General features: G+C 66.6%; 7 protein-coding genes and 1 tRNA gene. 6 read left to right on the top strand and 2 right to left on the bottom strand.

The genetic code is table 11. The features are described 5' to 3' along the window. Positions 1-4: 4 nt before the first annotated feature. Positions 5-1,318, bottom strand: coding sequence for an NAD(P)/FAD-dependent oxidoreductase (locus ACQR07_RS03580; RefSeq protein ID WP_434900952.1), 1,314 nt, complete (start codon positions 1,316-1,318; stop codon positions 5-7). 297 nt (positions 1,319-1,615) lie between these two features. Between ACQR07_RS03580 and ACQR07_RS03575 the strand changes: the two genes are divergently transcribed. Genes ACQR07_RS03575 through ACQR07_RS03550 form a run of 6 tightly spaced genes read left to right on the top strand, consistent with a single transcriptional unit; the run spans position 1,616 to position 11,802 of the window. Beyond that, positions 1,616-3,139 (top strand): efflux transporter outer membrane subunit, encoded by a 1,524-nt coding sequence (locus ACQR07_RS03575; protein ID WP_434900951.1) that lies wholly within the window; start codon positions 1,616-1,618, stop codon positions 3,137-3,139. Then, complete coding sequence (locus tag ACQR07_RS03570; RefSeq protein ID WP_434900950.1) at positions 3,129-4,535, top strand: efflux RND transporter periplasmic adaptor subunit; 1,407 nt, start codon at positions 3,129-3,131, stop codon at positions 4,533-4,535. The genes ACQR07_RS03575 and ACQR07_RS03570 overlap by 11 nt, the downstream gene beginning before the upstream one ends. 27 nt (positions 4,536-4,562) lie before the next feature. After that, positions 4,563-7,691, top strand: coding sequence for an efflux RND transporter permease subunit (locus tag ACQR07_RS03565; RefSeq protein WP_434900949.1), 3,129 nt, complete (start codon positions 4,563-4,565; stop codon positions 7,689-7,691). Next, positions 7,691-10,795 carry an efflux RND transporter permease subunit gene (locus tag ACQR07_RS03560; protein WP_434900948.1) on the top strand — a complete coding sequence of 1,035 codons (3,105 nt, stop codon included), beginning with the start codon at positions 7,691-7,693 and terminating at the stop codon, positions 10,793-10,795. The genes ACQR07_RS03565 and ACQR07_RS03560 overlap by 1 nt, the downstream gene beginning before the upstream one ends. A 39-nt stretch (positions 10,796-10,834) precedes the next feature. Beyond that, the gene (locus ACQR07_RS03555) at positions 10,835-11,575 is read left to right on the top strand and encodes a tRNA-uridine aminocarboxypropyltransferase (RefSeq protein ID WP_434900947.1); all 741 of its coding nucleotides are present in this window, start codon (positions 10,835-10,837) and stop codon (positions 11,573-11,575) included. A 50-nt stretch (positions 11,576-11,625) separates the two neighbouring features. Further along, entirely contained in the window at positions 11,626-11,802 is a 177-nt protein-coding gene (locus ACQR07_RS03550) for a hypothetical protein (protein ID WP_434900946.1), read from the top strand. 50 nt (positions 11,803-11,852) lie between these two features. Here the strand turns inward: ACQR07_RS03550 and ACQR07_RS03545 are convergent. Continuing rightward, positions 11,853-11,926: transfer RNA gene (locus ACQR07_RS03545), tRNA-Cys, on the bottom strand. Between the last annotated feature and the right edge of the window lie 106 nt (positions 11,927-12,032).

Here is a 12,032-nt window from a genome sequence, read left to right as displayed (position 1 = left end):
GTGCCTATTCCGCCGCCTCGGCGAGTTCGGTCGGAAGCCCACGCCATGGTACGCTGGCGCCGAGCGCCTCTGCGACGGCGAGACCCGAGCGCAAGCCGTCCTCATGGAAACCATAGCCTGTCCAGGCCCCGCAGAACCAGGTGTGGCGCTGCCCCTGAATCGTCGCCAGACGCTTCTGCGCCGCAAAGGCGGCAGCTGTGTATTGCGGATGTTCACAGACATACTTGCCGAAGGTCAACTCGGGAGCCGGAGCGAAAGGCGGGTTGAGGCTGACGAACACCGGCTTGTCATGATCGATACCCTGCAGGTTGTTCATCCAGTAGGTCACCGCGACGTCGTTCATCGGAACGCCCTCGCGCTGCCAGCGCAGGAAATTCCACGATGCCCAGGCGCGGCGCCTCTTCGGCATCAACCGGCTGTCGCGGTGCAGATAGATCGTGTTGGGCGAGTACTTGATCGCGCCGAGCACGCTGCGCTCGTTTTCATCGGCGTCGGTGAGCATGGCGAGCGCCTGGTCGCTGTGGGCGGCGATTACGACATGATCGTAGGTGTCGCGATGGCCGCTGCTGTCTTCGACGACCACCCCGTGGGCCGTGCGCTGGATGCCGGTGACGGCGCTGCCGAGCCGGACCTGGTCGCGAAAGCTGGAGGTCAGCTTCTCGACATAGCGCTGGCTGCCGCCCTTCACCGTGCGCCAGATCGGACGGTCATATTGCAGCAACCGGTGGTTGCTGAAGAAGGCGACGAAGTTCTCGGCCGGAAAGTCCAGCATCTCCGACGCCGGCGCCGACCAGATCGCGGCGCCCATCGGCGCGAGGTAGTCGGTCAGCAGACGCGGGGCGAAATGGTTACGGCGGAAATAGTCGCCAAGCGTGAGCCCCTCGAGGCGGCCGGCCTTGAAATCGGCGGTGCTCTGCTCGTTGAAGGTGAGAATGTCCCTTAGCATCCACAGATAGGATGTCGATAGCAGGTTGCTCGGCTGGGCGAACAGCCCCTTGGCCGTGTCGAGCCAATTGTTGCCGCCGCCCTTCCATTCGAAGCGGCCGGCGTCTGCGGTGACGGCGAAGCTCATGCTGCTCTCGACCGTCTCGACCCCGAGATGATCGAACAGCGCCGTCAATTCCGGGTAATTCAGCACGTTGTAGACGATGAAGCCGATGTCGACCGCAACCGGGGCGCCATCGTAGTCGATGGTGACGGTGTGGCTGTGGCCACCGGGTCGGACATCGCGCTCATAGACGGTGATCGGGTAACGCTTCGCCAGGGACCAGGCCGCGGCATTGCCCGCGATACCCGTCCCGATCACCGCAATTCTCATCGATTGTCCCCCAAAGTTCACGCGCAAGTTACGGAGCAGCCGCCAAACGGTTTCAGAGCGCGTTCCGCGCGTCACACCCCGCCCAAAATGGTCGTCGACAGATGAAATCTTGGTAAGGCTATTCCGGGAGACCTGTGGCCCTTCTGGCACCAAAACCCGCTGAATTACGGGAGATTCGTGGATTCCGGGGAGTGATGATGGCGGCTTGCTGCAGCGGGACAGGGAAGCTGCAGGGCTGTCCGCGGCGATGGGGGGCGGGTAGAATGATTCCCAATACGACAGGGAAGCATCACGCCAGTGTCACCAGTGGGAATCGCCGTCGACGAGCCTTGCCGCGCGTCCGCTGACACGCGGGCCGCCGTCGAACGGCGGAAGCGTCGCGCCTTTATTGGCCTGCGACATTTCGTCCGCTGGCTTACCGTGGCCGGATTGGCGGCCAGCTCGGCAGGCTGCCTGCTGACGCAGGACATTCCCGATCCGGCGCTCGACATGCCCCGGCGCTACAAGTCCGCTTCCGGCGCCGATCTGGCGGCGCCGCCGCCGCTCGACTGGTGGCGTGGCTTCGGCTCGCGCGAGCTGACCCAGCTGATGGAGGAGGCGCAGAGCGTCAACCTCGATATCGCCGCAGCGGTGGCGCGGTTCAGGCAGGCCGACGCGCTGGCACGTCAGGCCGGCGCGGCGCTGCTGCCGAGCCTGTCGACCACGGGGCAGGAGACCTATTCGCGCACGTCAGGCTCGAGCTCCAGCGGACTGACCAACGGCGGCCGCGAGGTCGTCAATTATCAGGCCTCGCTCTCCGCGAGCTACCAGCTCGACTTCTTCGGCCAGAACCGCGACGCGCTTCAGGCTGCCGAGGAGACGGCGGTCGCCAACCGTTTCGACCGCGACGTTACCCAGCTGACGACGCTGGCTACCGTCGCCAATGCCTATTTCCAGGTACTGGCGGCGCAGGACCGGATCCGCACCGCCGAGCGCAACATCGCCAGCGCCACGCGCGTGCTCGATGCCATCCGTGAACGCCAGAAGGCCGGCACCGGCAACGATCTCGACGTCGCCCAGCAGGAGAGCGTGCTCGCCAACCAGAAGGCGGCGGTGCCGCCGCTGCGCCAGACGCTCGACCAGAACGTCAATGCGCTGGCCGTGCTGGTGGCGCGTTCGCCGGAAGGCATCCGCATCGCTGGCGGTTCGCTCGACCAGATCAGGACGCCGCGGGTGACGCCGGGACTGCCGTCCGAGCTCCTGACGCAACGGCCGGACATCCGCCGGCAGGAGGCGCAGCTGGCGTCGGCCACGGCCAATGTCGGCAGTGCGCGGGCGCAGTTCTTTCCGAGCATCCAGTTGACCGGGAATGGCGGCTACCAGAGCGCGGCGCTCGTGTCGCTGTTTCAGCCGCATGCGGCGTTCTTCAGCCTGGCTGGCAGCCTGACCCAGCCGATCTTCGACGGCGGAAGGATTCTGGGCAATTTCGAAAATGCCAAAGCGCGCCAGGACGAGCTGCTGCAGACCTATCGCAAGACCGTCATCCAGTCCTTCACCGACGTCAACAATGCGCTGTTCTCGATCAAGCAGACCACGATCCGGCTGCAGCTGCAGCGCCAGGTCGTCGCCGCTTCCCGGCGAGCTTTCGAATTGTCCGAGCAGCAGCTGCGCGCAGGAACTGCCGACATCGTGACCGTCTTGAACACGCAATTGACGCTGTTCCAGGCCGAGGACGCGCTATGGCAGGCGCAGCTGGCCCGCCTGCAGGCGTTCGTGAGCCTGTATCAGGCGCTCGGCGGCGGCTGGGAGCCGCGCATGGAGAAGTCGGCCGATGCTCTTTAAGCCTGACGAGAAGGGAGCAGGGGCCGTGAAACGGGCGCGGTCGAGCGTCGCCCGGCGGTTGGTCTCGATCACCATCACGCTGCTGATCCTGGGCGGCCTCGGCTATATCGGCTGGTCGGCCATGCAGCAGAAGCAACAGGCCAACAACCGCTTCGCGCGGCCCGATCTTCCGGTCCCGGTGCTGGCGGCATCTCCTGTCGTCAAGGACGTGCCGGTCTATCTCGACGGTGTCGGCGCGGTCCGCGCGCTGAACACGGTGACGGTGCGCTCGCAGGTCGACGGCAAGCTGATCGCGGTCAATTTCGTCGAGGGCCAGGACGTCAAGCAGGGCGACGTGCTCGCCGAGATCGATCCTGCGATCTATCAGGCCCAGTACGACCAGGCCGTCGCCAAGAAGGCGCAGGACGAGGCGCAGCTGGCCAATCAGAAGCTCGACCTGGCCCGCTACGAGCAGCTCGCGGCCAGCAGTGCGGGCTCGAAGCAGCAGGCCGACACGCAACGCGCCGTCGTGGCGCAGCAGCAGGCGCTGATCAAGGCCGATCAGGCTGCGATCGACAATGCCGCGGCGACGTTGAGCTACACCAAGATCGTGGCCCCGCTGTCGGGGCGGGCCGGATTGCGCCAGGTCGACAAGGGCAACATCATCCACGCGTCGGATACGACCGGTCTGGTCGTGATCACGCAATTGCAGCCCATCGCCGTGCAGTTCAGCCTGCCACAGCAGCAGATCATGCGTGTCAATGCCGCGGCGGCCAAGGGAGCGCTCGCTGTCGACGTGTTCGGCAATGACGGCGTGACGGTGATCGACACCGGCACGCTGCGCGGCATCGACAACCAGGTCGATCAGACCACCGGCACCTTGAAGCTGAAGGCGGAATTTCCCAACGGTAAATTCCAGCTGTGGCCCGGCCAGTTCGTCAACGTCCGCCTCAAGGTCGAGACGTTGTCGCAGGCCATCACGGTGCCGACCTCAGCGGTGCAGCGCGGGCCGGCCGGCACGTTCAGCTACGTGATCGGCGAGGGCGACATCGTCACGGCGCGCCCGGTGAGCGTCGTGCAGCAGAACGAGAACGAGGCCGTGGTCGCGAGCGGGTTGAGCCCCTCCGACCGCGTGGTGACGACCGGCTTCACCAATCTCGCCGATGGCGCGAAGGTGGTGGTGGGGCGCGCCGACCAGCCGCCGCAGGTCGATCTCGCGCCGCGCAAGCGCGGCCGTAATCCGCAAGGCAAGGACCAGGCGAAGGACCCAGCGAAGGAGGGCGCTGCGTCGCCTGAGGGCGCGCCGAAGGATGGCGAGCGGCGGCGCCGGCCACAGGCAGAGGGCCAGAGCGATGCGGGCGGTGCGCCGGCGCAGGGAAGCGGAGAGTCGGGGCGCGCGGCGAGGCCGCCCCCATGATGCGCCCGAGAGAGTGACGAGCCCGCGATGAGCGTCTCAGACCCCTTCATCCGCCGTCCCATCGCAACGTCGCTGCTCGGCGTCGCGCTGTTGATCGGCGGGTTGCTCGGCTATCTCGCGCTGCCCGTCTCGGCGCTGCCGCAGGTCGATTTCCCGACCGTTCAGGTGACGACCCAACTGCCGGGCGCCAGCCCCGACGTGATCGCCTCGCTGATCACGGCGCCGCTGGAGCGGCAGCTCGGCCAGATCCCCTCGCTCTCGGCGATGAACTCGACGAGCTCGTTCGGCGTCAGTCAGATCTCGCTGCAGTTCGACCTCGGCCGGGACATCGACGGCGCCACCCAGGACGTCCAGGCTGCGATCAACGCCGCGGCCGGCGTTTTGCCGAGATCGCTGCCCTATCCGCCGACCTACGCCAAGGTCAATCCGGCCGATGCGCCGGTCATGACGCTCGCGCTGACCTCGGACACGGTCTCGCTGCGGGCGATGAGCGACATGGCCGACACCATCCTGGCGCAGCGGCTGAGCCAGGTGTCCGGCGTCGGCCGTGTCTCGGTGCTCGGTGGATTGAAGCCCGCCGTGCGCGTGCAGGCCGATCTGGCGCGACTCGCCGCCTACGGCATCTCGATGGAGGATCTGCGCGCGGCCATTGCCGGCGCCAACGTCTCGGGACCCAAGGGTTCGCTCGACGGCGCGCACCAGGCCTATCTGATCACGGCCAACGACCAGATTGCCGCCGCCGACGCCTACAAGCCGATCATCATCGCCTATCGCAACGGCTCCCCGGTGACGATCGGCGACGTCGCCACGATCGTGGACGGGCTGGAGAACGAGCGCACCGGCGGCTGGTACCAGGGCGTCCCGGCCGTGATCCTCGACATCCAGCGCCAGCCCGGCGCCAACGTCATCGACGTCGTCCGGCAGATCCGGGACGAAATCCCCAAGCTTCAGCGCACGATTCCGGCCGGCGTGAAGCTCGCCATCGTCAGCGACCGCACCGTGACGATCCGCGCTTCCGTGCGCGACGTGCAGTTCACGCTGGTGCTCAGCGTCGTGCTGGTGACGCTCGTGGTGCTGCTGTTCCTGCGCTCGCTGCGCGCCACGATCATTGCCGGCGTGGCGTTGCCGCTGTCGCTGATCACGAGCTTCGGCGTGATGTATTTCGCCGGGTTCAGCCTCGACAATCTGTCGCTGATGGCGCTGACCATCGGCACCGGCTTCGTCGTCGACGACGCCATCGTGATGATCGAGAACATCGTGCGCCACATGGAGGATGGCGAAAGCGCGATGAACGCCTCGCTGCGCGGCGCGCGCGAGATCGGCTTCACGGTGATCTCGCTGACGGTGTCGCTGATCGCGGTGTTCATCCCGCTGCTGTTCATGTCGGGCCTCGTCGGCCGCATGTTCCGTGAGTTCGCGCTGACCTTGACCATCGCCGTCGTGACGTCGGCGGTGGTGTCGCTGACCTTGACGCCAATGATGTGCTCGCGGCTCCTGAAGCATGCCAGCGAGGAATGGGTGCTGCCGGGGCTGAATGCGATCAGCCGTTTCATCGACCGCACCGTCGCCGTCTATCATCGCAGCCTGCTCTGGGTGCTGGACCGCCAGACCGAGACGTTGGTCGTCACCTTCGCCACTCTCGCCGCGACGCTGGCGCTCTACATCGTCGCGCCGAAGGGCTTTCTGCCGCTGCAGGACACCGGCTCGATCACGGCGGTGACCGAGGCCGGCCCCGACGTGTCGTTCGCGGAAATGACGAGGCGTCAGGCGGAGGTGGCCGCTGCGATCCAGGCCGACCCCGACGTGACCGGCGTCGTCTCGGTGATCGGCGCCGGATCGGTCAATCCGACCACCAATGTCGGGCGCCTCGTCATGACCTTGAAGCCGCTCGGCGAGCGCAAGGATGGCGTCACTGACGTCATCGAACGGCTGAAGCAGAAGACCGCGACCGTGCCCGGGATGACCGTGTACTTCCAGCCGGTCCAGGACGTGCAGATCTCGACCCAGGCGAGCCGCTCGCAATATCAGTACACGCTGACGGGGGCCGATGCCGGCGAGGTGTCGAAATGGGCGACACAGCTGGTTGCCGAGATGCGGCGCGATCCGCTGTTCCGCGACGTCTCCTCCGAGGCGCAGGAGGGCGGGCTGCGCGCCGAGCTCACCATCGACCGCCAGCGCGCCGGCCAACTCGGCGTCAGCCTGCAGGGCGTCACCGACACCCTCAACGATGCCTTCGCTCAGCGTCAGATTTCGACCATCTACGGCCAGGCCAACCAGTACCGCGTGGTGCTGGAGGCGCTGCCGATGTATCAGCGCGATCCCTCGATCCTGTCGAAGCTGTATCTGCCCGGCGCCGGCGGCCAGGTGCCACTGTCGGCAGTCGCGAGCCTGAAGCGCACGACGGCGCCGCTGGCGATCTCGCACCAGGCGCAATTCCCGGCGGTCTCGCTGAGCTTCAATCTCGCGCCCGGCGCCGCGCTGGGCGAGGCCGTCGACGCGCTGCACGCCGCCGAGAGCCGCATCGGCATGCCCAAGAGCATCACCGGTGTCTATTCGGGCGATGCCGCCGAATTCGCCAAGTCGCTGGCTGGCCAGCCCTGGCTGCTGCTCGCGGCCGTCATCACCATCTACATCGTGCTCGGCGTGCTCTACGAGAGCTACATCCACCCGATCACGATCCTGTCGACGCTGCCCTCGGCCGGCGTCGGCGCGATCGTCGCACTGATCTTGTTCGGCCAGGATCTCTCGGTGATCGGGCTGATCGGCATCATCCTGCTGATGGGCATCGTCAAGAAGAACGCGATCATGATGATCGACTTCGCGCTCGAGGCCGAGCGGCATGAGAGCCGCACGCCGTACGACGCGATCGTGCAGGCGTGCCTGCTGCGTTTTCGTCCGATCATGATGACGACGCTGGCCGCGCTGTTCGGCGCGCTACCGCTGGCGATCGAGAGCGGCACCGGCTCGGAGCTGCGCTTCCCGCTGGGCATCTCGATCATCGGCGGCCTGCTGCTCAGCCAGTTGCTGACGCTGTACACCACGCCGGTGATCTATCTCGCGCTCGACCGCATCAACCGCCGCTTCGAGCGCGCGCTGCCGCCGGCACCAGATCTGCCCGCGCCGCCGATCGCTGGCGCGACCGAAGGCATCCAGTGATGGCCTCGATCTCCGAGCCGTTCATCCGCAGACCGGTCGGCACCACGCTGCTCTCGATCGGCCTGTTCCTGCTCGGGATCGTCGCCTACATCGACCTGCCGGTGGCACCGGTGCCCAATGTCGACTTTCCGTCGATCTTCGTGTCGGCCGCGCGTCCCGGCGCCGATCCCTCGGTCATGGCGGCGACGGTTGCTGCGCCCCTGGAGCGGCGGCTGGGCGAGATCGCCGGTGTCGACCAGATCACCTCGACGAGTTCGCTCGGCAACACGATCATCCAGATCCAGTTCTCGATCGGTCGCGACATCGACAAGGCCGCGCGCGACGTGCAGGCCGCCATCAATGCTGCGCTGTCCGATCTGCCGAGCGACCTGCCGACGCTGCCGCGTTTCCGCAAAGCCAACACGGCGGCAGCTCCGGTGTTCGTGCTGGCGCTGACGTCGAAGACGCTGACGCCGAGCGCGATGTACGATGTCGCCGATACCGTGCTGGCCCAGCGCCTGTTCCAGGTGCCGGGCGTCGGCAATGTCATCGTCAGCGGCGCCGACCAGCCGGCGGTGCGGATTGCGCTCAACCCGGTGTCGCTGGCCAATGCGGGCATTTCGACCGATGACGTGCGCACGGCGATCGTCAACGCGAATCCGATCGGCCCCGTCGGCATCTTCGAGGGCGGACGGCAGAGTGAGACCATCGCCGTCAACCGGCAGATGCGGACGGCGGCCGAGTTTCGCGACATCCTGGTCAAGAGCAGCAATGGCAGCTTCGTCAGGCTGTCGGATGTGGCAGACGTCGAGGATTCCGTCCGCAACGTGCGCTCGATCGCATGGTTCAACAAGCAGCCTGCGGTGCTGATCCAGATCGCCAAGCAGGGCGACGCCAACGTGATCGAGACCGTCGACCGCGTGAAGGCGCTGATCCCCGAGCTGAAGCAGTGGATTCCCGCGAGCATCGAGATCTCGACACTGGTCGACCGCACCGGCACGATCCGCGCCTCGGTCGAGGACATGCAATTGACGCTGCTGGCGACGGCGGTGCTCGTCATGCTCGTCGTCTTCCTGTTCCTGCGGCGCCTCGTGCCGACGGTGGCGGCGGGCGTGTCCGTGCCACTGGCACTGGCCGGCACCTGCGCCGCGATGTGGCTGGCGGGCTACTCGATCGACAATCTGTCGCTGATGGCGCTCACGATCTCGGTCGGCTTCGTCGTCGACGATGCGATCGTCATGATCGAGAACATGTACCGCAATCTCGAGCATGGCCTGTCGCCGCTGCGTGCCGCGCTCGACGGCGCGCGGCAGATCGGCTTCACCGTGCTGTCGATCAGCCTGTCGCTGGTCGCGGCGTTCGTGCCGCTGATCTTCATGGACGGCATCGTCGGCCGCCTGCTGCGCGAATTCTCGCTGACGCTGACGTTCGCGATCGTCGTCTCGACCCTCGTGTCGCTGACGGTCACGCCGATGATCTGCGCGCACTACATCAGGGAGGCACCGTCCGACCGCGCCACCTGGTTCGATCGTATGGTCGAAGGCACGCTGTCGGGCATGGTGCGCTTCTACACCTGGACGCTGCGCGGCGTGCTGCTCTATCCCTTCCTCACTTTGCTGGTGTTCTTCGCGACGATCGCGCTCACGGTGACGCTCTACATCAAGGTGCCGAAGGGCTATTTCCCGACCGACGATTCCGGCTTCGTCATCGGCGCCACGCGCGCCCCGGCGGACATCTCATTTCAGGCGATGCTGAGCCTGCAGCAGCGGCTCGCCGACATCGTGATGGCTGATCCGGCGGTGGCGGGCATCGGTTCGACCATCGGAGGCGGCGGCGGGCCGGGCGGCGCGACCTCGAACCGCGGCACGATGTTCATCAATCTGAAGCCGCCGGAGGAGCGCGAGGGTGTCACGACCGAGATCGTGATCAACCGGCTCAGGCGGAACCTCGCCATGGTGCCCGGCATCCGTCTGTTCATGTTTGCCGCGCAGGACGTGCGCGCCGGCGGCCGGCAGAGCGATTCCGACTACCAGTATACGCTGAGCAGTCCCGATCTCGATCTGCTGCAGAAATGGGCGCCGATCGTCGCCAAGAGGATGGAGAGCGTCGAGGGCATCGCCGACATTTCCAGCGATCGCGATCCCGGCGGGCTGCAGCTTTCGCTCAGGATCGACCGGCAGAAGGCCGCGAGCCTCGGCGTCCGCGTCCAGGACATCGACAACGCGCTCAACAATGCGTTCGCCCAGCGCCAGATCTCGATGGTCTACAGCCAGCGCAACCAGTACATGGTCGTGCTGGAGATCGATCCCAAGTTCCAGACCGATCCGTCGAATCTCGATCGCATCTACGTGGCCGGGGCAGGGGATGCGCAGATCCCGCTGTCCGTGCTGGTGAAGGCCGAACGCGGCCTGTCGCCGCTCGCGGTCTATCACTCGCAGTCGTTCCCGTCGACGACGGTCTCGTTCAACCTGCTGCCCGACGTGCCGCTGCAGGTGGCGACCACGAACATCCAGCGCGCGGTCGACGAGCTGCACATGCCCGAGGGGATCCGCGGCGGCTTCGACGGCAATGCCGGCGACTTCAACAAGGGCAGCGGCCGGCAGCCGCTGCTGATCCTGTCGGCGCTGGTCGCGATGTATATCGTGCTCGGCGTGCTCTATGAGAGCCTGGTGCATCCGCTGACGATCATCTCGACCTTGCCGTCGGCCGGGCTCGGCGCGCTGCTGGCGCTGCAGGTCACCAATACGCCGCTGACCGTGATCGCCTTCGTCGGCATCATCCTGCTGATCGGCATCGTCAAGAAGAACGGCATCATGCTGGTCGACTTCGCGCTCGAGGCCGAGCGCCAGCGCGGCATGTCCTCGGCCGACGCCATCTTCGAAGCCTGCCGGGTGCGCTTCCGCCCGATCCTGATGACGACCTTGGCGGCGCTGTTCGCCGGCCTGCCGCTGGTGCTGGCGACGGGGCCCGGCACCGAGCTGCGCCGCCCGCTCGGTATCACCATCATCGGCGGTCTTCTGGTGTCGCAGGTCCTCACCCTCTACACGACGCCGGTGATCTATCTCCTGATCGACCGGCTGCGCCGCCGCCCGGCGCCGGAGCCGTTCGCCGCTCCGGCAGAATGAGGCGTTGTCGCGCGGCTCCGCCACGCGTATAGGCGCGCCATGTCCGATCAGCCCCATCACCATTCGCCGCTCGCGGAAACGCCGCCCGACTGCCCGCGCTGCCAGAAGCCGTTGCCGCTGTGCATCTGCGACAGCGTCACGCCGCTGCAGAGCCGCCTGGGACTGCTGATCCTGCAGCACCCGCAGGAGCAGGATCGCGCGCTCGGCACGGCACGGCTCGCCGCGCAGCATTTCGAGGACGCGGTGGTGAAGGTCGGGCTGTCCTGGCCGAGCCTCGCCAAGGCGCTGGGACGGCCGATCGACGATCCCGCGCGCTGGGCGATCCTCTATCTCGGCTCGGCCAAGGCCGCCGATCTCGATCCCGAGAGCGAGGTCGTGGCGCTGACACGCAAGGGCGAGGTGGCCGACAACCAGCGCGCCATCCTCAAATCGATCGAGGGGGTGATCCTGCTCGACGGCACCTGGAGCCAGGCCAAGGCGCTGTGGTGGCGTAATCCGTGGATGCTGAAGTGCCAGCGCGTGATCCTCGGCCCGCGCCGTCCCTCACGCTACGGCCAGTTGCGGCGGGAGCCGCGCCGGGACGGGCTGTCGACGATCGAGGCGGCAGGCATGCTGCTGGCCGCCTTGGAGCGCCGCCCGGAGATCGCCGCCACCCTCGATGCCAGCTTCGAGCGGATGCTCGCGCGGTATCGGGAGGTGGAAGAGGTGCATCCCGAGCTGACGCCGCGGCCGAAGCCAAGGGCCAAGCAGGATTGGCGGCGACGAAAACGCCGGCCTTAGGAACCGGGGGTACGCTTCTTGCATTGCAGCATGGCGAGAGGAGCCAGGCGATGCAGGACGCAGAGAAGTCAAATGTAGTGCAGTTCCGCGATTATGCCCCAAGGAGCGTGAATAGCCCTGGCGTCAAGCTGTCGGGCGGTTGTTCCGGGACGGAACGCGGTGCCATCCTGACTTGGCCGCGCAGCCAAGCCGTCTACCCCGGCGGCATCGACGATCTGCCGATCTAGACCGGACGAAGCCGGTCCAGGGGTTGGTTCAACCGCTTGATTTGATTGAGTGGAGGCCACGACCAGAATTGAACTGGTGTAAACGGTTTTGCAGACCGCTGCGTAACCACTCCGCCACGTGGCCCCTGTGCGCGGAGCAATATAGGCATTCCGTCGCTGAGGCAACCACTCTCGTCACGGGTTCGGCCTCCCGCCGATTGCTCGTCGATTCGCTGATCAATCCCGCCTGC

The organism is Bradyrhizobium sp. HKCCYLS20291 (assembly GCF_051167715.1).
Lineage (GTDB): Bacteria > Pseudomonadota > Alphaproteobacteria > Rhizobiales > Xanthobacteraceae > Bradyrhizobium.
The sequence above is the reverse complement of the archived record's forward strand: the minus strand, read 5'-3'. Positions and strand labels throughout refer to the sequence as shown.